The sequence below is a fragment of the Ensifer sp. ENS02 genome (genome assembly GCF_014851885.1).
Taxonomy (GTDB): domain Bacteria; phylum Pseudomonadota; class Alphaproteobacteria; order Rhizobiales; family Rhizobiaceae; genus Ensifer; species Ensifer adhaerens.
This window is the reverse complement of sequence record NZ_JACVAO010000001.1, coordinates 459,678-482,306: the sequence shown is the minus strand read 5'-3', so window position 1 is coordinate 482,306 and position 22,629 is coordinate 459,678. Positions and strand designations below refer to the sequence as shown.

The window sequence follows — 22,629 nt, the reverse complement described above, 5'->3', positions numbered from 1 at the left end:
TATAGGATTTTTCCTATATCTGAGTCAGAAACACAGCCGGAGGGGCCGACAGGAAACCCGCGAAGGGTGTTCCAGTGCGCACCTCGAACAGACGAGGTGAACGATGTCGGATGCGATCTCCGTGGGCGCCGCAACGGCGATGAGCGCAGCACCCTTTCTAAATCGCCGAGAAATCATTCTCGCCATGATGACGCTCGGTGCCGGCACCTTCTGCGACGAGACCGACACGACGGGCATCACCTACCGAACCGCAGCCGACTGGCTCGATGTGCATGACGGCGAGCATGTGGAGCGGCTAATCCGCTTCGATCTCGACGCGCTTCACGGCGAAGATGTTACCGAGACCGTCGCCGATGCCTGGCTGAACGGTTTCGACCAGAGCCCCGAGCAGGAACACAGACTGCCCGCTTTCGTGCGAACGTCGCAGGCATGGGAACGCTGGTGCGCCGATTTCAGCGCGCAGTGCGCGCCTTTCGGCCAAACCGCCCACGGCACCCTCAACCACCGCCAGCAGTTCGGAACCAGCCTGCGATGACCGTCACGCTCGACAGATCCGCCCTCTTTGCAGCCATCGAAGCCTTCTGGGAAACCGAAGGCGGCAACGATCGCGGCATCGAGGCGGCGATTTCGGCTTACCTGCAGCACCAGGGGCTCACCACCTTCGACGGCATGGCGACGCGCAAACGCGCCACGCTCGCCGCCACCACCGCCCGGCCCGCCTGACCTTCGCCTGCCCGGACGCCCCCACACGCCCAATATTGGCAATCTCCAATCATTTGCGAACATGCTAATAGATAGCAAAGGCATCGCGGAGGAGACAGTCCATGCCAAGGCTTGCGCAACTCTATTTCAAGACCGCAATCATCTTCCTGATCATCGGCCTCTGCATGGGCCTGCACATGGCGATCAGCCAGGACCATGCAGCAACGCCGGCCCATGCCCATACGAACCTGCTCGGCTGGGTGACGATGGCGATCTTCGGCATCTATTACGCGCTCAACCCGGCCAAGGCCGAGCGGCGGCTCGCGCTGATCCAGTATTATGTCTACACGTCAGGCGTCGCGGTGCTCGTGCCCTCGCTCTATCTGATGACGACAGGCAGGCCCGAGATCGAGCCCATCGTTGCCGCCGCGTCTATCGTCGCCTTCCTCGGCGTGCTGCTGTTTGCCGTGGTGATCTTCAGCAGCGCTGAAAGTCCCGCGCTCGCCAGCACCGCCCCGTCGCGGTAGATAGGCCGCCGCAGCCCGGGGCACCTCGTCTCGCGTCACTTCGATGTCGATTTCAGCACGCGATGGGTCGCATCGTCCAGCGCGTGGCCGGTTTCGACACCGTCCTGCCGAAAGCCGCGCGCCGTGTTGGCGCAAGCCGAAAGCACAAGCACCGCCAGGCACAGGAACGTCAGCATCGCCTTTGACATGATCGTCTCCGTCTTTTCCCCAATCGGAAATGAAGCGCCGACCGGCAAAGTCAATCGATAGCCTTGAAAACCGACCCGTGAAGCGACCACAGGGGCGCGCGCCTGCCCGCCCGTGCGCGGGCCACTTTATTTTGGCAACCGTACCAGAATCAGCGAATCCGGCCTTTCCCGCTCCGGCGGATGCACGTTAGCTTCCGTACCGCGCAGTACGTTCTTTCTGGACTGCGCTTCCCCGCACCCCGAGCCATTTTGGGTGCCTGCTTGCCCCGCCCTCGTGCGGGGCTCTTTCTTTGTGCGGGGCTCTTTCTTTCTAGTGGCCTGCCGGGTCGTTACCAACCGGTCTCAATCAACCTTGAACACTGCGTCGCCGACAAAGACGATGACATATTGTCCGCGCTCACCCTCGCGCGCCCAGCCCTGCAGCACCGCTGCATAGGGTGCGCGCTTCCAGGCGTCCGGATGGTCCGGATCGACGAGAACCGTGACCTGCGGTCCCTGGCGATAGATCATCATATGCGAACGCGCCGGATCCCACGCCTCGCCCAAGGTCTCGTCCGTACGCCAGAGACAGAGAAAGTCACGGCAAAGCTGCGGCCGGTCCTCATAGACCCGGCATCCCGCACCCGTGCAATGCCGACACCAGGCATTGGCCGGCTTCTCCAGCGCATCGATATCCGGCAGGCGACAGCAGAGCGTACAGGTGCCGCAGGCGCGCTCGGCGAGCGGGGTGGCGTTGAAATCGGAAAGTGCGGTCATGCGGCGAGGTCTATCACCGTGCCCGGCCGCAAGGAAACGCGCAAAACTTCGACGTTACCCGACCGCCGACGGCGAACGATTGCCGGCGCCGGCCTATGCGAGAGAACGATCGCGATCGTCATGCGACCGCCCAGCCGTTATCCGATGCGCGGACAGCCGCTGCGGTTCGCCAGATAGATCCGGGCATATTGGCCGCGCCGGGTTTCGCCTTCAACGACGATCCGGTTGCGGCTCATGGCGGCAATTTCTGGATCGCGCAGGCCGGCGCGATAGGCCCGGCGCAACGCCTGACCGGTGCTGCAGCCGCGCGGGCGAACGTAATCTTCGTCGTCATACCGCCGCTCGCGACGGAAGTCGTCGCCGTAATAATCCCGGTCCCGGCCGATATAGAGGTCGAGTGATTGCGCCGGCGAGACGACCGGCATTGCGGTGACCGATCCCGCGGCCACCAGGGCCGCCATCAACAGCTTGCTCATCATGCTTGTCATGTCTGCCTCCTCCACTTCTTGGCGCATCAGCGCGAACGTGGATGAAGGAGAAACAGGATAGCGGCCAAAAAGTTTCGCAGAAAACGCTTTGACGTCAGGCTGCGCACAAGTGCCGAGCCGCTTGAATGCCGCCTTTTGCGATTGAAGGATACCCGCAGAAACTGTAGCAGCCGGGCGCACTCCACGTGTGCGAGCCACTCGACACAGCGATTTTCGCTCCCCATATCCGTGCGATCGTATGGATTGCCACGCCTGTGCTTTTGATTTAGTCCGGGTTCATATTGTTTATGACAAATGTCGGAATGAGCATGACGGATATCGCGTATCCCTTCAAGAATCGATCCGATGCCGAGTCGATCACGGATCGAAGCTTGTTTGATCGCATCGCGACCTGGTACGAGACGACCAAGGTCGAGCGGCGCGAGCGCAGGATGAACCACGCGGTCGATCTGCGCTGCGTCAGCCCCCAGGGGCAGACATCGCTCTATCCCGATGACCTGCCGCTGATCTTCCTGACCCGCAACGACGCCAAGCTCATGCCGGGCTTCCTCGCCCATTACCGGTCACTCGGGATCACCCGCTTCATCTGCGTCGACGATGCCTCGACCGACGGCACCCGCGAATTTCTGCTCTGTCAGCCGGATGTCGACCTGTGGGCATCCTCGGTCCGCTACAAGGATGCGCGGCGCGGACGTGCCTGGAGAGAGTCGCTGTTCGCACTGTATGGTGGCGAACGCTGGTACGTGAACGTCGATTCCGACGAATTCCTGATCTATGACGATTGCGAAAACCGCACGCTCTGGTCGGTCATTCACGCGCTCGAGGGCCTGAAGATCTCGCGCCTCCCGGCACCGATGCTGGACATGTATCCGGTCGATCTCGGGGCCGCCGACATCGACCAGTTGCAGACAACTGCCCCCTGGGAAGTCGCCGATCATTTCGACAGCCGCGGCTATACGCTGACGACGACGAAGCGGGCGATCACCATCAAGGGCGGCGCTCGCCACCGCGAGTTCGACTCGGACCTGGAAATGATCAAGTATCCGCTGATCTATTGGGACGAGGACTGTCGCTTCGGCCCCAGCATCCACCAGCCGCTCCCCTATCAGCGCAACTTCTCGTCTATTCTTGGCACGCTGCTGCACTTCAAGTTCTTTGCCGACTACCAGAAGGTCATCAACGACGCGGTGGCCGATGGGCAGTATTTCGACGGCTCGGCGGCCTGCGCGAAGATGACGGATGCGCTTTCGAGCACCGGTGCCCTGCAGCTCTTTTCCGGGTCTTCGATGAAGTTCGACGGATCGAAGCAATTGCTGCGGCTCGGCTTCATTACCGCGGTCCCGAAGGCTCCCGACGAAGGCACCCGCTAAGGCGGGTTTGTCGGTTCGCGCTTTCGCTTAGCCGGCTGTCGATGGGGAAAACCACCCGGCTCATGTTTATACTTCAGGGACAGCCGCACACGTCGGGGCGGTCACAGCCGCCCCACGCCACGTTTGGCATGTGTTTTTCAACCGACCCGCGAACCGGCCCGTTGATAATTCGACCAACCGCTCCATTTACAGCTTCAAGGCACTTAACCTGAGGAGAAGCCTTGATGAATCGAAACACCATCATCGGTATCGTGGTTGTGGTCGTGCTCATTGTACTTGCTGTGATGTTCCTGAAACCGGGGGCGAACCAGCAGGCAACCGAGACAGCGCCGACAACGACGACGACACAGCCGGCAACGACCGAGCAGCCAGCGACGACCCAGCAGCCCGCAACGACAGACCAGTCGGCGACGCCGCCAGCAACAACCACGCAGCCGGCCACGACGCAGCCCGCGACGACCCCGTAAACGCCCGCGAGCACCCGGCGCCAAAAACGCAATCACCCACGGGCGTCGCCCGTGGGTGATCCTTCATCGGAATTTTAAAGGCGAAGCGGCGACGGATGTCGCCCAAGCCGCGGGCAGGCCCGCGCTATTTCCTCACCACGGCCTGGATATTGGAAGGCATCATCGAATCGATCTTGTGATCGTCGGTGTATTTCCACGTCGTATCGTACTGCTGGGTAATGAAGACGTCGAAGAACCGGGCCGAGCGCGCCATGAGTTCGATGAACGGGCGCGCCAGCGGAAACACGTCGCACTGCAGGAGAATGCGCTGCATCAGAATGCCGATCGTTTCGAACGGCATGCTCGAGCCGCGCAGGTCCTCGATCTCGCTCCAGTCCTTGAACAGCATCTTGAAGGAGAAGGGCGTGAAGTGGAAATAGTTCTCGGGCCCCTCGTGGAAGGAGAACACCGCCGAGGCGGAGATGATCAGCTTGCCGTTCGGCTTCAGGACGCGGCGCATGTCGTCGATCAGCCGCTGGACGTTCTCGACGCCGGCTGGTGCAGGGAGATGGCGGCGGCAAGGGCGAAGGCGACCGGCAAGGGGCGGGAAAACCTTGCCGCGGCGATGATCAAGCATGACTGCGCGGCCAAGCTCGCCGCGCCAGTCCCCCAGTGAGCCGATTGCCCTCTGAGCCGTTGTTCATCGGCCACCGGTTGCTGCGGGAAAAGAGGCCCGCTTGACGCGGGCCTCAGTTGTGTCTCGTCACCGGATAGCCCACCGGCATCTGCCAGAGCGAGATGTCGGCGATCTCCGGCTTCTTCACGCCCTCTCCCGTCTCTGCGCCGATATCGCGCAGCATACGGTCGGAGAGGTGGCTGAGCTGGTTGAGCGTCCGCTGACGCCTCCAGGCAGCAAGCAGGAAAGCGCCGACCGTGCGGCGGAAGCCGAACGTTCGAAAAAGGTCGTCCATGATCGCCGGCAAGGCGCCAGCGGTGGTCAGTTGCAATTCGCGCATGATTTTTCCCGCCGCGCAAAGCGGTCGGGTCCTCTAGATTATGGATGCGCGCGGACACGGAACTACGTTCCGGAAGCCGGTCACATCAAGTCAAAATGGAAGATACGAAAAGGCGGAACTCAGGACGCAATTATGCGCCGAAGTAATACACAGGATTACGGCACACTCGTCGTGACGGGTGAACCATTCCACCAGAGGCGCGCATCTGAACAAAATTGATATTCATCGTATGCCTCCTCTAGTTTGAGCTCCGATTTGGCGAAAATTACACAGGATTACTTTGTCGGCAAGAGGACAATCTGCAGACGCAGGATTGAAGATGCGCCTGTTGCATGACGGCAACACCAGCAATGCGGCGGGCTTTGTGAGCCTTTCGACCACCCCTGGCTCGGGCGTGACCGTCATCAACGGAAACGATCCCAATTGCGCCGCCAATTGAACGGAGCCTGCTGATCTCGAAAACATAGGGGCGGCCGACGCCGAACGGTGCCGGCGGCACAGCTGGCCGAGGGTCGGTCGCGCCGGCCGCGACGCCGGTGGCCCGCACTTGAGGATCGGTGATCCAGCCCTTATGGAACAGACATCAATTCGGCTCAGACCAGACGGATGTTTCCATGAATTTCGACGTTCAGGACCTCAACGGCGCCTGCCACTGCAAAACGGTTCGCTTCAATGTTCGGCTGAAGAATGGCCTCCATACGGCCCGCCGCTGCACCTGCTCATACTGCCAGCTGAAGGGCGCGGTCGCCGTCTCGGCGGCCAAAGACGGCGTGACTGTGCTTTCGGGCGGCGAGGCGCTGACCAAGTATCAGTTCAACACAAATGCAGCAGAGCACTTCTTTTGCTCGAAATGCGGCATCTACACCTTTCACAAGCCGCGCTCCAACCCCGATTTCTACGGCGTCAACGCAGCCTGCCTGGAGGGCGTGAGCCCCTTTGATTTTGAAGAATTGCCGGTCAACGACGGCATCAATCATCCGATGGACACCAAGGGCTCAACCGGTCCCCGGCTCGCCGGAACCCTGCGATATTTTCCGGCCAAGTGATTCACGAGCCCTGCAAGACACGGCGCGACGGCGGCCCGGCCGTCGCGCGTGCTTGGCGACTGATCGCCGGAAGACCGATCACGCTGCCCCAGCCCTGTCTTTGCGATCCTCATCCGCCGCCCGTCCCACGGTTCAGCGGAATGCGCGCCGCCCACTGGGGTCGCAACATCGAACCGGTATATTTTGCAACGGAAACGGGCCGTGACTTTTGCCCAGAAGCCCGGACACATGCGATCGGCGTAGATATAGGAATTGTAATCTAATCAGCGCTTTAGGAGAAGTTTTGGTGGGTGATCACGGGCTCGAACCGTGGACCCGCTGATTAAGAGTCAGCTGCTCTACCAACTGAGCTAATCACCCATCCGCGACCGCCGCGGTGTGTCCCGCTGCTGTCGTGAGGGGGCGTATAAAGGCGTTCGGTTTGGTTGTCCAGCGCCTTTGTGAAAATCTTTTGAAAAATCTCGTGGGGCTAGAGCACCCCCTGTGGAGAACTCGCCCGCTATCAACCGGGCGCGTTCCGGCCACCCCTCGCGCATCCCTGCGGATACAGGCCACAGGGGAAACGCGACAAAAGACCCGTTTGACGCGAGGCGCATGCTCGGCATACTGCAGCGAGCCGGGCACACGAAACGAGCGATGATTGGAGAGGTATCCCCATGCGCAGCACGATCGCCACAGGAATGCTCGTCGGTATCCTTGCCGGCTTCGCCACCGAGGCGAAGGCCGAAGTGCCGTTCTTCAACGCCACCTGCCCCGGCCGTATCGAGGTCCACGCCGATCAGGGCGGTCCCGTCTTCATCAATGGCAGCCAGGCCCGTCTGAAGCGTTCAGCAGCGATTATTACGAGGCGAGCCAAGGACGAACCACGATCTCGATCAGCGTCAACCGCGATGGTTCGCCTTCAATCAGCTATACGCGCCGGGGCGCCGGCAACGGCGTCTGCCGTGTCACGTCTGCCGGCGGCAACACACGGCCACGCCCGGAACGCCCGCCGCAATACGACGACACGCAGCAGCCGGATCGTGTCGACGCAAGGATGATGCCGCGCTTCTGCCAGGGCGAAGCGTCTGCCGCCTTCGGCGTGCGTCCCAACCGGATCACCGTCAATATGGCCTTCCGAAGCGGCCGCTACTATTGGGTGCAGGGCAACTACGATGGCGGCCGCGGCGTCACCTTCTTCAACTGCCGCTTCGACCTCATGGGCAACTTCATCGACGTGCGCTGACGACGGGGGTGATTGAAGGCAAGAATCTAGCCGTTTCCGACCGCTTCGGCGGAAACGGCTGTGAGTTTATCATTGCGAGATGCAAATACCCTCTTGAGTGTGATGAGGTCGTGCGCTAAAGCGACGCCACGGATGGGTGATTAGCTCAGTTGGTAGAGCAGCTGACTCTTAATCAGCGGGTCCACGGTTCGAGCCCGTGATCACCCACCAAAACTTCTCTTAAAACGCTGAATAAGCTGAATTTTCCAAGTCTTATGCCAACGCCTCAGACGTAGAGTTCGCCGGCCGCAATCTTCACCGCATGGCCGCCGATGCGGGCGTTGCTGATCTCGCCGCCCGAGATGTCGAGATGCAGGTGAATGAAGGACGGCCGTCCCATTTCCACGCCCTGCTCGACCAGCACCGGATGATGGCCGTCGACGAACTGGTCGAAATAGTGGATCGCGCCGGAAAGGGCGGCAACGGCCGAGCCGGTTGCCGGATCCTCCAGATTGCCGGCACCAGGGCCGAACTTGCGGGCGTGAAAGCGCGCCGTGTGGTTCACTCCGCCGCGACAATAGACGTAAGCCGCGGCCAGCCGTCCCTCGGCCATCGGCGTCAGTTGCTCCCAGCGCAGCGAATCGAACTCGATCGACGAAGCCGCCGCCACATCATGCACCGGCACCATGACGAAGGGTGCGCCCGCGCTCCAGAACGACGGAACGTGATTCTCGAAACCGATCTGCGAGAGTTTCAGGCTTAGCGCATCGGCGATCGCCTGCCGGTCGAAGCGTGCGTCGAGCCTGACCGATTTTCGCGGCAGGTCGAATTCGGCAAAGCTCGCCTGCCCGGGCTTGAGCCGCACGGCGCAGCGCACCGGCCCTACCTTCTCCTCCAGCACCTGCACGAGGTCGAAGCCTTCCTCGGTCGCGCCACGCTGGGCCTCGGCGATCGCAATTGCCGCACCGACGGTCGGATGGCCGGCAAAGGGCAGTTCCTGGGCAGGCGTGAAGATCCGGAGCTTCGCCGTATGCGCCGCACCGCCGGGTCTGCGGATAAACACCGTCTCCGACAGGTTGAATTCCTGCGCGATCGCCTGCATCGCTTCATCGTCGAGCCAGTCGGCACCGAAGACCACGGCCAGCGGATTGCCTTCCAGTCGCCTGTCGGTGAAGACGTCGTAGATCGCGTAGCTGAGCGCCATTCATGTCCCCTTGCGAATATGCGCGAACTTTGCAGCGTCGGGACGCGGGCGGCAAGGCTTAAAAGCGCCGGTACACAGCTCGGCGCGGATCACGTTTTCTTTAGCTCCGGCTCCGGCAGCACGCTTCGCCGCTCACGCGGCCAAAAACCCTCCCGGCCGCAACCGGCGCGCACCCGCCGCCGCGCGGCCGCGTGGCGACCCCCGCTAAAACGCACAAATACAAGGAGATGCGACGTCCCGTTGATTCGAAATCAGAGCGGCTTCTCGCGCCGAAACAGCCAGTCCAGGATCGGCGGTATGAAGGGTGGATAGTTGTGCGCCACGGGATCCGGGCCGAAAACCGCGATCGCCTCGTCAATCTCCGGCTCCGGGTCCGCGGCAATGTGCTCCGCCACGCGCGCAACCAGCGCTGCCGCCGTCTCCGGATAGCGATAGACGCGGATAAGCGTCACGGCGCGGCCCATATGCAGCAGGTGATAGCCGGGCTCCACGGTCGCGAGCGAAAGGTCGATGCCGGTTTCTTCCATCGCCTCGCGGCGGATATTGCCGTCGATGTCGCAACCGCCATCGACGATATCCTCGGGCTCGAGCGAACCGGAGGGGCTGTAGACCCGGCCCGGATTGGCCGTGTGCCCGCCCATGCGCACGAGGATCAGCGCACCGTCGGAAGAAAGGATCGCCGGCATGGCAAAGAGATGAAACGCACTCTTTGCTCGCGTCTTCCGCCACCAGAGAAAGGTCGAATAGGGCACCACATGCCCCTCGCCCCGCAGCCGGCCGTCCGCGATGCGAAGCGCCCTGAGCAACACCATCCGCCCGTCGAAGAGGTGCGGGTTGGCGGCAATCTCCCGTTGCCAGTTTTCCTGCGCGCGCTCCACCTCCTCCCGGTGAAACGGATGCGCCGCGCCGGTAACGCGGACATCCACCGCATCGATCGGGATGATGACGCCTTCATCCGGCCAGGCGTCCGTGTTGCTTTCAAGCGCGCTCATGCTCACACATCCAGGGTGATGGCCACGGGGCAATGGTCGGACGCCTTCGGCCGGTCCCAGCCGGTGCGCGGATAGCGCTCCACCTCCAGATCAGGCGGAAAGATCGTGCGGAACGGCTGGCCGCCGCGAATGACCTCGGGCACCTGGTGCGCGTTGCGCTTGGCAAGCGCCGGCGAAAGCCAGATATAGTCGAGCTGGCAGAGATGCCGCTCCTGCGGCCCGCGGCTGTGGAACAGCGTCCAGCGATCCATCACCGGACGGCGCAGCATCGGGTTCTCGACAAAGCCGTCGCGGGTGAAGACGTCGAGCGAACTCGTCTCCTCCTCATGCGGCACGAACTGGTAGCCGGTGCGCCGGTCGCCGAGGATGTTCACCTTCTCCTGGTAATCGTTCATGTCGCCGCAGATCGCGAACATCTTGTCGGCCGTCTTCCCGCGGCCGAAGCGGCTTTCGATGATGTGGCGCACGGCCGAGGCTTCGGCCACGCGCAGCGGCATCGTCGCCTGCCGGCCGTCGAGCCCTTCGCGCGCCGGCCCCATCGACTTGAAATGCACCACGTAGAGCGTCAGCGGCCGCCCGCCGATCCTTAAGTCCAGCTCCAGGCAGTCGCGCTTGAAGATCCGGTCGGCCGGACGGTTGGTAAGCGCTATTCTGTCGTTGAAGAGGTCGAGATCCTCATAAGTCAGCCCCGCATGGCTCTTCACGTCGAGGCATTCGATCGGCTGGCCGTCGCGCGTCTCCTCGCGCATCAGCACGGCGACGTCGATCCCGCGCGAATCATTGCCCTCGATCAGGTACTTCTGGCGATAGCCGTTGCCGACCATGCGAAAAAGGTAGTTGTATTCGAAGGCCTGCAGCGAGGCCATGTTGTCGGCTTCCTGCAGGCAGAGGATATCGGCATCGCAATCGGCAATCGCGAGCGCCGACATCTGCCGCGTATCGTCCGTATGCGCAATCGTGCGCGCCTCCTCCAGCCGCTGGTACTCGGCTTCCGTCTTCACGTCGAAGAGCCGGAGCACGCGGTCCTGTTTCAGCTGATTGCGAAAGCCGGAAAAATCGAAGCGGCTCAAAAGGTTTTCGATGTTGAAGGTGGCAAGGCGAAGCGACATTTATCAATTCCGTGGCATGAAATGCGGGGAGCTTAAGCAATTCCAGGAAAAGTGTGAAACGGTTTCCGTTCGGAATTGGTCATCTCAAAAAGCAATTCCAGGAAAAGTGCGAAGCGGTTTTCCGTCCGGAATCGCGTCATCTCAAAAAGCAATTCCAGGAAAAGTGCGAAGCGGTTTTCCGTCCGGAATCGCGCCATCTCAAAAAGCAATTCCAGGAAAAGTGCGAAGCGGTTTTCCGTCCGGAATCCATTGAAATCCCGTACACCCCGGCGGCCTTCAGCTTCGAGCGCGACCTATCGCGTGGGACCGCCGCCGCAAATATGATCCATGTAATTCAGAACACGAACCAATGTGCTCATATGGCATTATCGCGTTGTCTCTTGCACTTGTTGGAGGATGGGGTTGAACACGGAAATCGAAATCAAGCTCGAGCTTCTCCCTGAAGATCTCGATCGCTTCGCCGCATCCGGGCTTCTGGGTGAGCCGGCGCGCGTCGAAAGCCAGCGGTCCGTCTATTTCGATACGCGCGCCCGCGACCTGTTCCAGTCGGGTTTCACGCTGCGCATCCGCACGGTCGGTTCTGCCCGCACCCAGACGATCAAGGCGACGGGAGCGAGCGCCTCGGTTTTCGCCCGGCCGGAATGGGAGCAGCCGCTGGACAGCGACGAGCCGGTGGTCGACCACACCACGCCGCTTGCCGCCCAGTTCGACCTCGAGCCAGGCGATCTGCAGGCGCATTTTGCCGTCGATGTCGAGCGCACCACCTGGAAAGTGAAACAGGATGGCGCCGACGTCGAGGTCGTGCTCGACCGCGGCCTGATCACCGCGGGCACCCGCCAGACCGCGATCGGCGAGATCGAACTTGAGCTCAAGGACGGCGCGCCCGAGGCGCTCTTCACGCTCGCCCGCCGTATCGAGGCGATCGTTCCCATCCGCTTCGGCGTCATGTCCAAGGCGGAGCGCGGCTTCCGTCTCATCGATGCCGAGCAGATGGTCTTCAAGGCCGAGCCGGTCGAACTCGACCGCGAGATGCGGGTGGCAAAGAGCTTCCGCACGGTCGCCCTTGCCTGTCTTCGCCACCACCGCCTGAACGAAGACGTGCTGCGCGTGCGCCAGAACCCGGAGGCCCTGCACCAGGCTCGCGTTGCCCTTCGGCGCCTGCGATCGGCCTTCTCGCTCTACAGGGATTTGCTTCAGGACGACGAAAGTGCGCGCCTGAAAGGCGAGCTGAAGTGGCTGGCGGGCGTCTTCGGCAAGGCCCGCGACGTCGACGTTCTCCTGGCCCGCGCATCCCAGCCGGAACTTGTCGAGTGGCTGAAGACGGCCCGCGCCGCCCGCTATCGGGAGGTGTTCGCGGCGCTCGATGACGGACGCGGCCGCGCCCTCATGCTCGATCTCCACCAGTGGCTGCACTGCGGCGCCTATCTTTCATCGCCGCCCGCCGAACTTCACGATCGGCCCGTGACCGATTTCGCCGAGGCCGTGCTCGACCGCGAGCGCCGGAAGCTGAAGAAGCACGGCCGCGCGCTCGCCAAGATCAACGACGAAGAGCGGCACGAGGCCCGCAAGGACGCCAAGAAGCTGCGCTATGCCGCCGAATTCTTTGCGACACTGTTCGACGACAAGCGTGGCGCCAGGCGCCACAAGCGCTTCACGGCCGCAATAGCCGCACTGCAGGATGAACTCGGCACGCTCAACGATCTGGTTTCGGCGCCGCATGTGCTCGGCGAGATCGGCCTCGAAGATCACCCGGACGCCGGAACGCTCGTCGTTCAGGCCAACAAGGACAAGCTCATCGACCGCGCGCAGGCTGCGCTCGACGACGTGATCGACGTCAAGCGCTTCTGGCGTTGAGCACGCCGGGCAAACCGACGTCGGTTTATCCCGGCACCTTGGCCCCCCTCATGCCGCAACCGTGATCTTCGGCGGCTGCCAGGTGCCGTCGAGGATCGCGTCCTTGCCCCAATAGGCGCGAATGTAGAGCGAGAAGATTCCGTGCGGCGCCGGCAACCAGTTGCTGTCCTTCTCCCCGCCGGGGCGCTCGGCGCTCACATAAAGCGTCAGCGAGCCGTCGGCATTGCGCTTCAGCCTGTCGCTCTTGGTGCCCAGCGAATAGCGCTTGAAGTCGTTGGTGTGGAAGAGGTGCTTGTCGTCATAAAGGGTCAGCGACCAGAAGCCGTTGACCGGCGGTTCCTGGCCGGGCGCAAAGGTGATCTCGTAGAGTTTCACGCCGGTCAGCTGGTCGCCGGCGCCGTCGAAGTCGGTATAGAAATACTGCGTCTCGCTCGGCCGGTTGTTGAACATGTTCGACTTGGCGGTGCCGGTCCGGTTGAAGTAGTCGATCCCCCATTGCGCATTGTTGACCGAGCGGTTCCAGCCATTGCCGGCCGGCAGCCCGTTGCGCTGCCATTCCAAGAAGGGGTGGATGACCTTGTTCTCGGTCTCGATCGCGGTGTCGACGAGCATGCCCCGAAGCTCGGGATCCCGCTCGGCCGCGTCGAGCAACAGGCGGAACTGGGCAAAAAGCGCCTCCTCCCCTGGCAGCGGATCGACCGCGGCGATGGCGTCGCCGAACTGGTCGAAGAACGTCTCCGGCGTCACCCATTTGGTTTCGGCGTCGGTCGCGCCGCCGTTTAAGGGCGGAGCCGGAATGTCGGTCAGCTTTGCCCATTCGATCGTCTTCGCCTCGCCGGTAAACTCTTTCAGCGGATAGAAAACCACCTGATTGATCAGCGGCTGGACCGCCTGGTTGTCGTCGCTCACATCGGTCTGGAAGATGCGGGGAATGGCGCTCGCAAGCGATGTCGGGGAGCGGATGATGTCGGTGATGCCGGCGGGCTTCAGCCCGTCCCAGTCGGGGCCGACAAGAAGATAGAAGCCGGGCCGCGTGCCATAGGGCTTGCCGAGCTGGCCGAACTGATCTGTGCGGGCATCGTAGAGCGAATAGAGCCAGAAGCGGTCGCCGAAGTCGGGCACCTGCGCGACGACGGGCTCATCGTCGAGCTCGAAGAAACCGAGGCCATAGACGACGTCCTGGTTGGGGCATGTGACGAAGGTTTCCGACGGCTCGATATAGTCGTGCAGCATGCCCACCTGGCCGCGCGGGGCCACCGGCGAAAGGCCACCGAGCAGACCCGCATAGGGCGCCTGGGTGACCTTGGCCCTGCGGTTCAGCATGTTGACGATCGGCCAGCCCCAGATATAGGCCATCTGCCCGATCGTACGGGCATAGCCTGGATGCATGGCAACGCCGGTCACCGGCAGCGTCGGCGCTCCCGGCCCGAGCGCTTGCTGCGCCTCGGCGGGCGTGGCCGAGGTAACGACCGAGGCGGCGGTCAAAGCCGCCGGAACGGCCGCGCCGGCACCGATCGCGGCAAGCGAGGCTGCTCCGATCCCGCCTTTCATCATGTCGCGTCGAGTGATTTCAAGATTGCTGCCGGATGTTTTCATCATCGTCTCCAGGCGTCCTGATCAATCAGCTTTCGAAAGGCACCCGCACAGGCGCCCCGTTTTTGGCACACCGTCCATCTCGCCCGGCTCGTCCTCGCGCCGGGAAACCGGCCTTTCGCCCTCACCCGTGACGGTTCAGGACACGGATCGCTCGCAAGAATGGTTCTCTGTTTTTTTTCCTCAACTGCGGCATTTCAATGCCCAGCAGCACGGGTCCGCACAGGGCCATCGGACACCGCGCGTGAGGACCGCTATCCTGCCGAAACAAACCATTCGGCGAAAGTACGTAACTGTTAAAATACGATGCAAACGACCACGCAAAGCAGGGCGATCTTCCTTTGACCGATCGCCCCGCCTTGAGGAACCGTCGCAGGCTCAGCGGCGACCGTCCTGCGCCGCTATCGCCCTTTCGATCCTCAGCGCCAGGTCATCACTCACCGGCACCATCGGTAGGCGCATCTCCGGGCTGTCGATCAGCCCCGCGCGCCACAGCCAGTGCTTGATCGGTCCGGGGCTCGGCTCGGCAAAGAGCAGCCGCGGCAGGTCGGCAAGGCGCTGCCATGCGGAAAGCGCCCCCGCCTGGTCGCCGGCAAGCAGCCTGTTGCGAATATCGGCGAAGGCTGCCGTCTGCACATGGGCTGACGCCGTGATCCCGCCTTCGGCCCCTTGCGTCAGCGCCATGTAGAACAACGGGTCCTCGCCGGTCAGTACGGCGAAGTCGCGCGGCTTGTGGCGGATGAGATCGAAGGATTGCGTCGCATCCGCGCAACAATCCTTGACGCCGACGATATTTCTCCGTTCCGCCAGTTGCAGCATCGTCTCGTTGCCGAGGTTGACGCCCGTCCGGTAGGGAATGTTGTAGATCAGGATCGGCCGGTCCGTGGCATCAGCAAGGGCCGAGAAATGCGCAAACAGCCCCCGCTGCGACGGCCGCGTGTAATAGGGGCAGGCAATCAGATAGCCATCGACGCCCCAAGCGGCCATCCGCTCCAGCGCCTTCACCGACTTCCGCGTATCGCTGCCGGAAAGCCCGAAATAGACCGGGATGCGCCGGCCGGACCCAGCCAGGGCCTGATCGGTGATCGCAACCACCCGCTCGCACTCCGCCTCGTCGAGCGCCATGCCCTCGCCCGTGGTCGCGCCGAGAATGAACCCATCGATCGGCTCGGCCGCATAGTGGACGACCAGCCGGCGGAGTGAGCGCTCGTCCAGTTCACCATCGCGAAAGGGCGTGATCAGCGGCAGCCAGAGGCCGCCAAGGCCCGGCGATTGCGTTGAAGCTGTGCTTTCCATGAAATTCCATCTCCTTGAAAAAACCGGAGACGGAGAGCGCAAGCGAAAACCCCGTCCGAACCGGCGGGGTCGATCTGGTCCTTGTGCTTGCTATGCTCTGCGCGCAACGACAGACAGCCCCGGGTGCGGGGCTTTTTTTGCAGTCGTCAGTTTGGCGAGGCGGCAGGTCATGGGCGCGAAGGTCGAACAGTCCGGCTGCATTGTCAAGGAGGACCCGCTCCTAGCGACGACGTGCCTGCGCTCCCCGATCGTCGCAGCAACGCCTCGATCTTGCAATTTTCATTTGTTTACAGTTATTTGGCCGCATCAAATCCAATCTTGCAGCAGGCTTGGCGAAGGCTGTTGAAGATTGCATGACGCCGTGCGCGGCACGCGCTTCGACAGGCTGATACAGCGCTCGCCGGCAATCCAACCCGCTTAGCCCAAACTTGAGCTTCCGCTCAGTCCGGACGTGAGCTTCCGCTCAGTCCGGACATTCCGCGCCGGTCTCCACCCAGGCCGTGATCAGCGCGGCGAACTCCGGTTGCGAACCGGGCGGCGCGCTGCGGCCCTCACCCGGATGCCAGGCCCAGCCGACCAGGTGATCCTCGCCCATGTGCTTGATGAGATCGGCATGGGAGCGGTTGCCGTTACGCTCGGTGTCCTTCACCTGTTCGCAGATCTCGCGAACGGTGAGGCCCTGCCAGGCCATGCTTTCGGGCGCCAGCTGCCAATGGGCGTTGCCGGGGATGGATTTCAGCCGGCTGCCGACGATCGCCCGGTTCTCCGCGCCGTGGCAGGTGCTGCAGGCAAGGCCGGCCGGCCCCATCGAACTGTCGGCGGCGATCATCAGTGGCACATGCGGGTGCATGTCCTCGCCCTGCGTCGGGCTGCGCGTTGCCGGGTGGCAGTTGATGCAGCGCGGATGGGTGAGCACCCGGCTCGCCTCGGCAAAGATCGCCTTAGAGCGCTGGCGCGCATCGGTGATCGAGGCAAAGTCGGCCGCGCCTTTCAAGGCGCCGCCGCTGGCGGTTTCGGCAAAACCGCTGACCGGCTCGAAAGTGGCGATGAGACCTGCCGCCACGAGCGCGGATGCAAGCGAAAGAGCAAGGGCGGGCCTGTTCATGGTCACACCCTCCTCAGGTCGCCCTGGTCGATCGGCAGGGTTCTGAGCCGCTTGCCGGTCGCCATGAAGATCGCGTTCAGAAGCGCCGGCGCCACGCCGGGCGTGCCCACTTCGCCGATGCCGCCGGGCGCCTCGGCGCTCGGCACGATATGCACCTCGATCGGCGGCGTCTCGTGAATGCGCAGGACAGGCGCATCGTCGAAATTGCCTTCGACCACCGCGCCGTTTTCGACGGTGATGCGCCCGTAAAGTGCCGCACTCAGGCCGTAGACGACGCCGCTCTGGATCTGTGCTTCGACCGTGTCCGGGTTGATCACCTGGCCGCAATCGACCGCGCAGACGATACGCTCGGTCTTGAACCTGCCGTTCCCGTCGAGGCTGACTTCGGCGACCATCGCCGCGAAGCTGCCGAAATCCTCGGCAACCGCGATACCCCGCCCCCTGCCCTTGGCAAGCGGGGTCGACCAGCCGGCCTTCTCGGCTGCAAGGTCGAGCGCGCCGAGCAGCCGCGGCTTGTGCTGCAGCAGCCGCCGCCGGTATTCGAGCGGATCGATGCCCGCCAGTTCCGCCAGTTCGTCGATTCCGCATTCGACCGGGGGAATGTTGCGGGTGGCGCCGACACCACGCCAGTTACCGGTGAGCATGCCATCCGGCGCCTCTTGGCGGGCAAAATCGGTCTGCCTGTTTTCGATCGCATAGGGCGTTTCGGCCCCCGCCATCTGGTCGAGGTCGACACCGTCCTTGGTAAAGCCCGGGAACCAGCGCGCCATGACCGACGGGCCGATGACCCGGTGCCGCCAGGAGACCGGCATGCCGTCGGCCCCGAGCGTCGCCGTCACCTTGCTGTAGTTGAGGTAACGATAGCAGTCGTGACGGATGTCCTCCTCCCGGCTCCAGGTCACTTTCACCGGGCCCTTCACCTGCTTGGCGATCTTCGTCGCGAGGATCACGCCGTCGACATCGAGCCTGCGGCCAAAGCCGCCGCCGAGCAAGTGGTTGTGCACCAGCACCTTTTCGACCGGCAGGCCGGTAACGTCGGCCGCCGCCTGCCGTGCCCGGCTCATGATCTGCGTCCCCACCCAGACCTCGCAGCCATCGGGGCGCACATGCACGGTGCAATTCATCGGCTCCATGGCGGAATGGGTCAGGATCGGCATGCGGTAGACGAATTCGTGCACCGGCCCATGCTCGGCCTCGGCCTTGGCGACATCGCCTTCGCTGACATGCGGCAGGGCCTTGCCGTCGATCGCCGCATCCATGAGGTGCTCGAGTTCGGCTTGCGAAACCGAGGCGCTCGGCCCCGGATCCCATTCGATCGAAAGGGCCGCGAGCCCCTTCCGCGCAGCGCCGGTATTGTTGGCGACGACCGCGACGGCCTCCTCGATGCGGACCACCTGGCTGACGCCCTTGATCGCCATGGCCGGGGCCTCGTCGACTGAGCGCAGCTTGCCGTTGAAGTGCGGACAGATCGCGATCGCCGCATAGGAGACGCCATCCGGGCGGGCATCGATGCCGAATTTCGCGGTGCCGTTCACCTTCTCCGGGCTGTCGAGACGATGCACCGGCTTGCCGATCACCCGGTAGCTGGACGCCGGCTTCAGCGGCACCTCCTGCGGCACGACTTCAGAGGCCGCAGCCGCAATCAGGCTGCCATAGGCGGCGCGCCGGCTGCCGGCGGTCTCGACCACATGTCCCGCCTCGGCCTTGCAGGCGTCCGGCGAAACGCCCCAGTCGCGCGCCGCAGCACCGATGAGCATGATGCGGGCCGCCGCACCCGCCTTGCGCATCTGCTCGTAGACACCGCGGATCGCAAAGGAACCGCCGGTGATCTGGTCGCCCAGCAGCGGATTGGCATATTGCTTGGGGTCGGCCGGCGCATGTTCCAGCACCACCTGGTCGAGCCCGACCTCCAGCTCTTCGGCAAGCATCATCGCGACCGCCGTATAGATGCCCTGCCCCATTTCCACCGAGGGCATGACGAAGGTGATCTTGCCTTCCTGGGGAATGCGGATGAAGGCGTTCGGCGAAAAGGGCTCGCCCGCTGCGACGGCCGCCTGCGGCCTGAAGCCGATCACCAGCCCCGCACCGGTCAGCGATGCGCCGATCAGAAGCTGGCGGCGCGATAAGGAAAGGTTCGTTCTGTCGAAGATGGACATGGCATCACCCCCGCGCCGCAAGCTTGATGGCTGCACGAATGCGCGGATAGGTGCCGCAACGACAGATGTTTCCGGCCATGACGGCATCGATGTCGTCGTCGGTCGGCGTGGGATTGGCGGCAATGAGCGCGGTCGCCGACATGATCTGCCCGGATTGACAGTAGCCGCACTGCACCACGTCGATGTCGAGCCAGGCCTGCTGCACCCGTTTGCCCTCGGGCGTGTCGCCGATCGCCTCGATCGTGGTGATCGGTTTCTCCGCCGCCTCTGACACCGGCATCACGCAGGAGCGCGCCGCCTGCCCGTCGACATGCACCGTGCAGGCGCCGCACATGGCGATGCCGCAGCCGAATTTGGTTCCGGTAAGCCCTATCGTGTCGCGCAGGACCCAGAGCAGCGGGATATCGCCGTCCACATCGACGGCATAGCTCTTTCCATTGACCGTGAGGTTGTAAGGCATGCGACCATCGGCCCCTCAGGGCCGCTCCCCTGTACATGCGAAGGCGCGAAAATACCAACAAGGGCGACGATCGGCCAAATTACATTCTTGTGAGGTCCCGTCGGGAAAATCCCTCCGCCGCCGCCGCCGGACGCCATGCGTAGAGGAACGAGCGCTGCTGAAACGAAATCGGGATGCGCCGCGGCTGGTGACCAGCTCAGGCACATCCCGATGATATCAATAGGTTTTTTTAAGCCGAAATCAGAGGAGATTGGTCTCGACGTCGATGTTGCCGCGCACTGCCTTGGAGTAAGGGCAGATATCATGGGCGGCGTGGATGATGTCGTGCGCAACGTCGCGGTCGAGACCATCCAGGCGAACGTTCAGGCGGGCACGCAGGAAATAGGAGCCGTCGTTGACGTTGAGATCGATCTCGGTATCGACCTGCGGCCCGGCCGGGAGCTTCACCTTGCGCTGCAGCGCTGCGAGCTCGATCGCGCCCAGGTAACAGGCCGACCAGGCGGCGCCGAACAGGTTTTCCGCGGCCGGATGCGGCTGGGTGAGCTTGAGTTCCAAAGTGCCGTCTTGGCTGATGGTGCCGCCGTCGCGGCCGCTGGTGTTGTGGGTCTTGCCGGTGAAAAGAAGCTTCTCGGTCATGTCATTTCCTCTCTGTTTGATTTTTTATCGGATCCGCTTTAATCGGATGCGATGTTTATAGATGAAGCGTGAGGCACCGTCAACACCATTGCGATTTAATCGGATGCGATTTATATTAAGTGCAGACAACGAAAAGGAAAAAAGATTCCCATGTCCACGTCCAAGACTGCCAAGGACCCTGGCACTGCATCGGCCAAGGGCGGCAAGAAGCTCTCGAACTTCCTGTGCTTTGCGATCTACTCGGCAAATCTTGCCTTCGGCCGCGCCTATAAGCCCCTGCTCGACAAGCTGGGCCTCACCTATACCCAATACGTGACCCTCGTGGCGCTGTCGGAAGAGGACGACCAGACGGTGAGCACGCTTGGTGAAAAGCTCTTTCTGGAATCGAACACGCTGACGCCGATCCTGAAGAAGCTCGAGGCTGACGGTTACCTTCAGCGTCGCCGCGATCCCGCAGACGAACGCCAGGTGCGGCTGACGCTGACGCCGGCCGGCCAGGCGGTGGTGGATGCCGAGCCGGGTGCGGCGCTGACCGACGTGATCGGCCTCGGTGACGACTTTGATACGGTGCAGCAATCAGTGGCAAAGCTGCGCGACAACCTGCTAGGCGCTGGTCAGCCCGGAAACCGGAAATAGTGAAGGTCGCTGAAACGCCCGCCTGCCGCTGCCGCGATTATCGCTCGCGCAAAGGCCGGCACGGCGATTGGAGCGGCCAGCATCACGCGCAAGGGCGGCTCTCCGCCATCCTTGCCGCTTGGCCGGATCAGGCACTCAAGCGCTCACGCGGCACCATCATTTCCGCCGCTTTGGCGTAACCGCCGTCCATGCCGTCGAGAAAATGCAAGTGCGCATCCGGTCGCGCCGACGGCACAAGGCAGGTCATCAGCGCGTGGCTCTGCCGATGCAGCCCGAAGATCACCTCGCCCCGCGCCTTGGCGGCCGCAAGGATCGCCTCGATGCGGTCGATCTGTTCCGTCGTGCAATCCACCGTCAGGCGCAGGCCGTCGTCATATTTGCGAAAATCGGAACTGGCGGCCACTCCCGCCCAGCGCTCGGGCGCAACCCGCACCCGCGCGTCCTTCGGCACACCCATTTCCTCCGGCAGAGGATGCGACTGCCGCGGCCCTTGATCGAAGACAGCGATCACGGCGCGCGCCACGGCGGCAAAGCGCTCGGGCGTCATGTCGTCGGCGGGTTCGGCCAGCAGCGACAGGATCTGCCCCTGCCGGCTTGGAAACGGCCGCCATTCGCAGGCAAGGCCGGTCAGATCCGGTTCGGCACCATGGCTTTCCGGCGAAAGCAGGTAGCGCCCCTCTTTCAACTGCCGCTCCGCCCATTTAAGCCCACCGCCGGCAAACATCGCATAGGTCGCGTTTTCCGATGCGGCATAGCGGGCGATGCGCACATCCTGGCCATGGTCCCTGATATCCCGGACCGTCAGCAGGCCGACGCGCAAATCGAGACCAAACCGGTCCCTTGCGAAGGCGGCGAGCTGCCGCAGCGCCGAAGCTGCCATTGCCGCGCCACCGGGCGCCAGCGCAAAGGCCGCGCCATCGCCGCGAAACACGAAGGGAAAATCGAAATCGCCGCGCGCATTGCCGATGGCGGCAATCGCCGAAGCGCCGACATAGTTGACGTCCTCGTAGCGCCCGGCCCGGATCGCGCCGGTGGAATTCACGACGTCGGTGATGCCGATCAGCCAGTCGTCCGGCAGCGGCTCGTAGACATCGGGATCGAGCACGCGGGAAAACTCGCGATAGGCGCGAACGGGCGTAGCGTCACCAGTGTTGTGCATGTCCATTCTCCGTACCGACGAACCGAGCAAACCTCTTGGCCGCCTGCCTCCGGCAAGCGCCTCCGATCATCCGGCACCGCCAAATTAGATCGGACGCGATATAAATACCGAGCAACAGCGGAATGTCAAGATGGTACAATTAAATCGGATACGATAATAATGGCCACGAATCCACGCGATCAAGCCGATACGCTAAAGGTCAGGAAATCGCCACGACCTCGAGCTCCCGGTCGCCGACCGTGACGAGGTCGCCCACTGCCTTGCCCATGAGGATGCGTGCCACCGGCGAGACATAGGAGATCGATCCCGCCTTGGGGTCTGCCTCGTCCTCGCCGACGATCCGGTATTTTTGTACCCGCCCGTCGTCCCGGCTGAAGGTCACCGTGCTGCCAAAGGCGACGATCTCGTTGGAGGCAGGTTCGGGCATCAGCTGTGCGGTGCGCAGCCGTTCGGAGAGATAGCGCACGTCCCGCAAGGGTCCCGCCTGCTGCCGCCGCTTTTCGTTCACGTCGTCGATCGTGGCTGCCGCTTCATAGGCGACCCGCGCCTCCTGCATCTGCGCCTCCAGCGCCGTCAGCCCCGCCTTTGTCACCAGGTTCGGATGCGGCGAAACCGCCCGGTCAGGCAGCAACGTTTCGGCGGCGGTTTCGGCACTTTCTTCCTTGGTGAAGGCAACGCTCAATCTT

27 protein-coding genes and 2 tRNA genes are annotated in these 22,629 nt (G+C 63.0%); 12 read left to right on the top strand and 17 right to left on the bottom strand.

What is annotated here, in order from left to right; genetic code table 11:
* Nucleotides 1-103: 103 nt before the first annotated feature.
* The 3 genes from IB262_RS02440 (at nt 104) to IB262_RS02430 (ending at nt 1,229) form a co-directional block, all read left to right on the top strand.
* Entirely contained in the window at nt 104-535 is a 432-nt protein-coding gene (locus IB262_RS02440; protein WP_112977142.1) for a hypothetical protein, read from the top strand.
* Complete coding sequence (locus IB262_RS02435) at nt 532-723, top strand: hypothetical protein (protein WP_089043599.1); 192 nt, start codon at nt 532-534, stop codon at nt 721-723. The genes IB262_RS02440 and IB262_RS02435 overlap by 4 nt, the downstream gene beginning before the upstream one ends.
* A 101-nt stretch (nt 724-824) precedes the next feature.
* Nucleotides 825-1,229, top strand: a complete 405-nt coding sequence (locus tag IB262_RS02430) for a hypothetical protein (protein ID WP_112977143.1) — start codon at nt 825-827, stop codon at nt 1,227-1,229.
* Nucleotides 1,230-1,264: 35 nt separating this feature from the next.
* On the opposite strand, the gene IB262_RS02425 is transcribed toward IB262_RS02430, so the two are convergent.
* The 3 genes from IB262_RS02425 to IB262_RS02415 form a co-directional block, all read right to left on the bottom strand.
* Entirely contained in the window at nt 1,265-1,417 is a 153-nt protein-coding gene (locus IB262_RS02425) for a hypothetical protein (RefSeq protein ID WP_034793400.1), read from the bottom strand.
* A 342-nt stretch (nt 1,418-1,759) separates the two neighbouring features.
* Entirely contained in the window at nt 1,760-2,173 is a 414-nt protein-coding gene (locus IB262_RS02420) for a hypothetical protein (RefSeq protein WP_112977144.1), read from the bottom strand.
* A gap of 137 nt (nt 2,174-2,310) precedes the next feature.
* The gene (locus IB262_RS02415) at nt 2,311-2,652 is read right to left on the bottom strand and encodes a hypothetical protein (protein WP_082566245.1); all 342 of its coding nucleotides are present in this window, start codon (nt 2,650-2,652) and stop codon (nt 2,311-2,313) included.
* Nucleotides 2,653-3,044: 392 nt separating this feature from the next.
* On the opposite strand from IB262_RS02415, the gene IB262_RS02410 reads away from it, so the two are divergent.
* Both IB262_RS02410 and IB262_RS02405 read left to right on the top strand, forming a co-directional pair.
* Nucleotides 3,045-4,031, top strand: coding sequence for a glycosyltransferase family 2 protein (locus tag IB262_RS02410; RefSeq protein ID WP_162728910.1), 987 nt, complete (start codon nt 3,045-3,047; stop codon nt 4,029-4,031).
* Between the two features lie 224 nt (nt 4,032-4,255).
* Nucleotides 4,256-4,498 (top strand): hypothetical protein, encoded by a 243-nt coding sequence (locus tag IB262_RS02405; protein ID WP_034793396.1) that lies wholly within the window; start codon nt 4,256-4,258, stop codon nt 4,496-4,498.
* 124 nt (nt 4,499-4,622) lie between these two features.
* Here IB262_RS02405 and IB262_RS02400 read toward each other — a convergent pair whose 3' ends face one another.
* Both IB262_RS02400 and IB262_RS02395 read right to left on the bottom strand, forming a co-directional pair.
* Complete coding sequence (locus tag IB262_RS02400) at nt 4,623-5,114, bottom strand: hypothetical protein (RefSeq protein WP_112977145.1); 492 nt, start codon at nt 5,112-5,114, stop codon at nt 4,623-4,625.
* A 112-nt stretch (nt 5,115-5,226) separates the two neighbouring features.
* Nucleotides 5,227-5,493: a DUF1127 domain-containing protein gene (locus IB262_RS02395; protein ID WP_034793390.1), complete on the bottom strand. Its 267-nt coding sequence runs from the start codon at nt 5,491-5,493 to the stop codon at nt 5,227-5,229.
* 614 nt (nt 5,494-6,107) lie between these two features.
* Between IB262_RS02395 and IB262_RS02390 the strand changes: the two genes are divergently transcribed.
* Entirely contained in the window at nt 6,108-6,539 is a 432-nt protein-coding gene (locus tag IB262_RS02390; protein ID WP_060516128.1) for a GFA family protein, read from the top strand.
* Between the two features lie 284 nt (nt 6,540-6,823).
* Here the strand turns inward: IB262_RS02390 and IB262_RS02385 are convergent.
* Nucleotides 6,824-6,899, bottom strand: a tRNA-Lys gene (locus IB262_RS02385).
* 296 nt (nt 6,900-7,195) lie between these two features.
* Here IB262_RS02385 and IB262_RS02380 point away from each other — a divergent pair.
* The 3 genes from IB262_RS02380 to IB262_RS02370 all read left to right on the top strand — a co-directional run bounded on the left by IB262_RS02380 (nt 7,196) and on the right by IB262_RS02370 (nt 7,974).
* The gene (locus IB262_RS02380; protein WP_210333215.1) at nt 7,196-7,579 is read left to right on the top strand and encodes a hypothetical protein; all 384 of its coding nucleotides are present in this window, start codon (nt 7,196-7,198) and stop codon (nt 7,577-7,579) included.
* Nucleotides 7,576-7,764: a hypothetical protein gene (locus tag IB262_RS02375; protein WP_162728900.1), complete on the top strand. Its 189-nt coding sequence runs from the start codon at nt 7,576-7,578 to the stop codon at nt 7,762-7,764. Before IB262_RS02380 ends, IB262_RS02375 begins: the two co-directional genes overlap by 4 nt.
* Before the next feature lie 134 nt (nt 7,765-7,898).
* Nucleotides 7,899-7,974 (top strand) — tRNA-Lys (locus IB262_RS02370).
* Between the two features lie 55 nt (nt 7,975-8,029).
* On the opposite strand, the gene IB262_RS02365 is transcribed toward IB262_RS02370, so the two are convergent.
* The 3 genes from IB262_RS02365 to IB262_RS02355 all read right to left on the bottom strand — a co-directional run bounded on the left by IB262_RS02365 (nt 8,030) and on the right by IB262_RS02355 (nt 11,048).
* Nucleotides 8,030-8,947 carry a PhzF family phenazine biosynthesis protein gene (locus IB262_RS02365; protein ID WP_034793378.1) on the bottom strand — a complete coding sequence of 306 codons (918 nt, stop codon included), beginning with the start codon at nt 8,945-8,947 and terminating at the stop codon, nt 8,030-8,032.
* A 251-nt stretch (nt 8,948-9,198) separates the two neighbouring features.
* Entirely contained in the window at nt 9,199-9,939 is a 741-nt protein-coding gene (locus tag IB262_RS02360; RefSeq protein ID WP_112977146.1) for an NUDIX hydrolase, read from the bottom strand.
* Nucleotides 9,940-9,941: 2 nt separating this feature from the next.
* On the bottom strand, nt 9,942-11,048 hold the full coding sequence (locus IB262_RS02355; RefSeq protein WP_034793373.1) for an endonuclease/exonuclease/phosphatase family protein: 1,107 nt from the start codon (nt 11,046-11,048) through the stop codon (nt 9,942-9,944).
* 53 nt (nt 11,049-11,101) lie between these two features.
* Between IB262_RS02355 and IB262_RS35695 the strand changes: the two genes are divergently transcribed.
* Together IB262_RS35695 and IB262_RS02350 are read left to right on the top strand one after the other, a co-directional pair.
* Nucleotides 11,102-11,491, top strand: coding sequence for a hypothetical protein (locus IB262_RS35695; protein ID WP_210337604.1), 390 nt, complete (start codon nt 11,102-11,104; stop codon nt 11,489-11,491).
* Nucleotides 11,445-12,902, top strand: coding sequence for a CYTH and CHAD domain-containing protein (locus IB262_RS02350; protein WP_246802560.1), 1,458 nt, complete (start codon nt 11,445-11,447; stop codon nt 12,900-12,902). Before IB262_RS35695 ends, IB262_RS02350 begins: the two co-directional genes overlap by 47 nt.
* A 48-nt stretch (nt 12,903-12,950) precedes the next feature.
* Here IB262_RS02350 and IB262_RS02345 read toward each other — a convergent pair whose 3' ends face one another.
* From IB262_RS02345 to IB262_RS02320, 6 genes are all read right to left on the bottom strand, one after another.
* Complete coding sequence (locus tag IB262_RS02345) at nt 12,951-14,498, bottom strand: DUF1254 domain-containing protein (RefSeq protein WP_082566244.1); 1,548 nt, start codon at nt 14,496-14,498, stop codon at nt 12,951-12,953.
* Between the two features lie 375 nt (nt 14,499-14,873).
* Nucleotides 14,874-15,791, bottom strand: coding sequence for a 4-hydroxy-tetrahydrodipicolinate synthase (dapA, locus tag IB262_RS02340; protein WP_112977147.1), 918 nt, complete (start codon nt 15,789-15,791; stop codon nt 14,874-14,876).
* A gap of 463 nt (nt 15,792-16,254) precedes the next feature.
* Nucleotides 16,255-16,896, bottom strand: coding sequence for a hypothetical protein (locus tag IB262_RS02335; protein ID WP_060516124.1), 642 nt, complete (start codon nt 16,894-16,896; stop codon nt 16,255-16,257).
* A 2-nt stretch (nt 16,897-16,898) separates the two neighbouring features.
* A complete protein-coding gene (locus tag IB262_RS02330) occupies nt 16,899-19,052 on the bottom strand; it encodes a molybdopterin cofactor-binding domain-containing protein (protein WP_112977148.1) in 2,154 nt (717 codons plus the stop codon).
* A 4-nt stretch (nt 19,053-19,056) separates the two neighbouring features.
* Entirely contained in the window at nt 19,057-19,512 is a 456-nt protein-coding gene (locus IB262_RS02325; RefSeq protein WP_034793355.1) for a (2Fe-2S)-binding protein, read from the bottom strand.
* Between the two features lie 240 nt (nt 19,513-19,752).
* Nucleotides 19,753-20,148, bottom strand: coding sequence for an Ohr family peroxiredoxin (locus IB262_RS02320; RefSeq protein ID WP_034793353.1), 396 nt, complete (start codon nt 20,146-20,148; stop codon nt 19,753-19,755).
* A 150-nt stretch (nt 20,149-20,298) separates the two neighbouring features.
* Between IB262_RS02320 and IB262_RS02315 the strand changes: the two genes are divergently transcribed.
* On the top strand, nt 20,299-20,784 hold the full coding sequence (locus IB262_RS02315) for a MarR family transcriptional regulator (RefSeq protein WP_112977149.1): 486 nt from the start codon (nt 20,299-20,301) through the stop codon (nt 20,782-20,784).
* Between the two features lie 127 nt (nt 20,785-20,911).
* On the opposite strand, the gene IB262_RS02310 is transcribed toward IB262_RS02315, so the two are convergent.
* Nucleotides 20,912-21,943 (bottom strand): DUF3095 family protein, encoded by a 1,032-nt coding sequence (locus IB262_RS02310; protein WP_192493375.1) that lies wholly within the window; start codon nt 21,941-21,943, stop codon nt 20,912-20,914.
* A gap of 199 nt (nt 21,944-22,142) precedes the next feature.
* Entirely contained in the window at nt 22,143-22,625 is a 483-nt protein-coding gene (gene greA / locus IB262_RS02305) for a transcription elongation factor GreA (protein WP_112977150.1), read from the bottom strand.
* Nucleotides 22,626-22,629 lie beyond the last annotated feature (4 nt).

Bases quoted from the DNA above. Each gene is read 5' to 3' on its own strand.
- IB262_RS02345 (WP_082566244.1), bottom strand. From the start codon at position 14,498: ATGAAAACATCCGGCAGCAATCTTGAAATCACTCGACGCGACATGATG.
- IB262_RS02420 (WP_112977144.1), bottom strand. From the start codon at position 2,173: ATGACCGCACTTTCCGATTTCAACGCCACCCCGCTCGCCGAGCGCGCC.
- IB262_RS02350 (WP_246802560.1), top strand. From the start codon at position 11,445: ATGGGGTTGAACACGGAAATCGAAATCAAGCTCGAGCTTCTCCCTGAA.
- IB262_RS02400 (WP_112977145.1), bottom strand. From the start codon at position 5,114: ATGCTTGATCATCGCCGCGGCAAGGTTTTCCCGCCCCTTGCCGGTCGC.
- IB262_RS02330 (WP_112977148.1), bottom strand. From the start codon at position 19,052: ATGTCCATCTTCGACAGAACGAACCTTTCCTTATCGCGCCGCCAGCTT.
- IB262_RS02395 (WP_034793390.1), bottom strand. From the start codon at position 5,493: ATGCGCGAATTGCAACTGACCACCGCTGGCGCCTTGCCGGCGATCATG.
- IB262_RS02335 (WP_060516124.1), bottom strand. From the start codon at position 16,896: ATGAACAGGCCCGCCCTTGCTCTTTCGCTTGCATCCGCGCTCGTGGCG.
- IB262_RS02435 (WP_089043599.1), top strand. From the start codon at position 532: ATGACCGTCACGCTCGACAGATCCGCCCTCTTTGCAGCCATCGAAGCC.
- IB262_RS02355 (WP_034793373.1), bottom strand. From the start codon at position 11,048: ATGTCGCTTCGCCTTGCCACCTTCAACATCGAAAACCTTTTGAGCCGC.
- IB262_RS02365 (WP_034793378.1), bottom strand. From the start codon at position 8,947: ATGGCGCTCAGCTACGCGATCTACGACGTCTTCACCGACAGGCGACTG.
- dapA (WP_112977147.1), bottom strand. From the start codon at position 15,791: ATGGAAAGCACAGCTTCAACGCAATCGCCGGGCCTTGGCGGCCTCTGG.
- IB262_RS02310 (WP_192493375.1), bottom strand. From the start codon at position 21,943: ATGCACAACACTGGTGACGCTACGCCCGTTCGCGCCTATCGCGAGTTT.
- IB262_RS02425 (WP_034793400.1), bottom strand. From the start codon at position 1,417: ATGTCAAAGGCGATGCTGACGTTCCTGTGCCTGGCGGTGCTTGTGCTT.
- IB262_RS02320 (WP_034793353.1), bottom strand. From the start codon at position 20,148: ATGACCGAGAAGCTTCTTTTCACCGGCAAGACCCACAACACCAGCGGC.
- IB262_RS02380 (WP_210333215.1), top strand. From the start codon at position 7,196: ATGCGCAGCACGATCGCCACAGGAATGCTCGTCGGTATCCTTGCCGGC.
- IB262_RS02360 (WP_112977146.1), bottom strand. From the start codon at position 9,939: ATGAGCGCGCTTGAAAGCAACACGGACGCCTGGCCGGATGAAGGCGTC.
- IB262_RS02405 (WP_034793396.1), top strand. From the start codon at position 4,256: ATGAATCGAAACACCATCATCGGTATCGTGGTTGTGGTCGTGCTCATT.
- IB262_RS02315 (WP_112977149.1), top strand. From the start codon at position 20,299: ATGTCCACGTCCAAGACTGCCAAGGACCCTGGCACTGCATCGGCCAAG.
- IB262_RS02375 (WP_162728900.1), top strand. From the start codon at position 7,576: ATGATGCCGCGCTTCTGCCAGGGCGAAGCGTCTGCCGCCTTCGGCGTG.
- IB262_RS02325 (WP_034793355.1), bottom strand. From the start codon at position 19,512: ATGCCTTACAACCTCACGGTCAATGGAAAGAGCTATGCCGTCGATGTG.
- IB262_RS02390 (WP_060516128.1), top strand. From the start codon at position 6,108: ATGAATTTCGACGTTCAGGACCTCAACGGCGCCTGCCACTGCAAAACG.
- IB262_RS02440 (WP_112977142.1), top strand. From the start codon at position 104: ATGTCGGATGCGATCTCCGTGGGCGCCGCAACGGCGATGAGCGCAGCA.
- IB262_RS02415 (WP_082566245.1), bottom strand. From the start codon at position 2,652: ATGATGAGCAAGCTGTTGATGGCGGCCCTGGTGGCCGCGGGATCGGTC.
- IB262_RS02430 (WP_112977143.1), top strand. From the start codon at position 825: ATGCCAAGGCTTGCGCAACTCTATTTCAAGACCGCAATCATCTTCCTG.